The 1,420-nt window shown below is 45.7% G+C and carries 1 protein-coding gene; it reads right to left on the reverse strand.

The genetic code is table 11. The features are described from left to right. Positions 1–20: 20 nt before the first annotated feature. The gene (locus AAEZ02_RS21660) at positions 21–1,340 is read right to left on the reverse strand and encodes an IS4 family transposase (RefSeq protein WP_124012472.1); all 1,320 of its coding nucleotides are present in this window, start codon (positions 1,338–1,340) and stop codon (positions 21–23) included. Positions 1,341–1,420 lie beyond the last annotated feature (80 nt).

Below are 1,420 nucleotides of genomic sequence, written 5' to 3' on the forward strand. Positions count from 1 at the left end.
TAATGCTATTCGGATAAGCACTATTGTTTATATCTAAGTGGATAGCGACTGGGTATGTAGAGCACTGAGCGTGGATACGTTCGGTGCTTTCTTTTATCTGGCAGGATAAAGTGTTTTATATCGGCTCGCATTTGCTTCAGTTTCGCTGGCAGCTTTCCATCTGGTGATAAAGCAAGCCACCTTAATTGTGTATCTATCAAGCTTATTGCAGCGGTAAAACTGATACGGGTTGGCGCGACCTTAGCTTCCTTTGCTATCGCTGTCATTTCTAAACGAACCAGATTATAAGCGATAAGCACTCCCCACAATTCTTGCTTAACACCTTCAACAAATTTGCTCCGTAACGTCACCTTGCTTTGCAGCTGGGTTTGCTTAAGTTCGCCATATCCTTCTTCTATTTCCCAGCGTTGCCAGTAGATATTTAGCAGCTTGTCCAGCGGATACTGAACAGGGTCAATCAATGAGGTGACAAATCCTTTTATTTCACCTTTTGGCTCTTGATAAGCGATAAAACGGGCGCGCCATGTTTCAGGGAGCTCCGGATTTTTCTTTCTCGCCTGTGGGGAGACGGGCATATCAATGAGCAAGTCATTATTCGCAAACTCTTCGACTACCTCGTAGCGCATCTTTGACTTTACGGGTGTCAGCCAATGTCGCTGTACTCCAGAGCTTTGCCAGTTTACTAATAAGTCAGCAGAGAAATAACAACGGTCAAATAGGGTTAAGGAATTATCAGGGGTATCTTGAACTAAACGCTGTGCGAGCGTGACCTCTCCTACGTGGCAGCCATCAAAGGCAGCACCTAATACCATTCTGGTTTCAGTCGATATAAGGCTGACTAATCGAAGTTGAGGATAGGGTTTGTGTGTGTTTGAAATAAAACCAAACTCATTGGCATTTTCTTCAGAATCTTGGCAACGAAACACGGTTCCATCAACGGCAAGGGTGGTAAGCCCTAGCGCGTTATTCTCCCCCAACGCTTGCTCAAGCCAAGCTGAGACAGTGGATTTAAATAAGTACGACATAGGCGCTTCACCTAAGCGTCGTCGGCAATCCGTCAATACACTCGGCGCTACGCGAGACCAAGTTGAGTCTCCAGATTGAAGTGCAATATCCATCGAGCTACAGACTTCTTTGATGGACTGGTTACGAATTAACCCCATCCAGAGTACTAGCCAGACTGCCTGCTGGGCAGGCAGACGGCGATTACGGATACTCGCCTTGTTAGCTGAAAGGAGTGATTGTTCGATCCAATCTGAATCAATCGCCTCCATTACAGAACCGTAAGACCCGCTTTCTTCAACAGACTCATGAACTAACTCAAGCTCTTGCACAAACATAAAAAATCCCCACCAGAATACTGGTAGGGATTATCTTTCATCTGCAGGATCGGTCAAGTGCTCTTAAACGATCGGCATTG

Source organism: Shewanella sp. T24-MNA-CIBAN-0130, from assembly GCF_040310185.1.
Classification (GTDB): domain Bacteria; phylum Pseudomonadota; class Gammaproteobacteria; order Enterobacterales; family Shewanellaceae; genus Shewanella; species Shewanella psychromarinicola.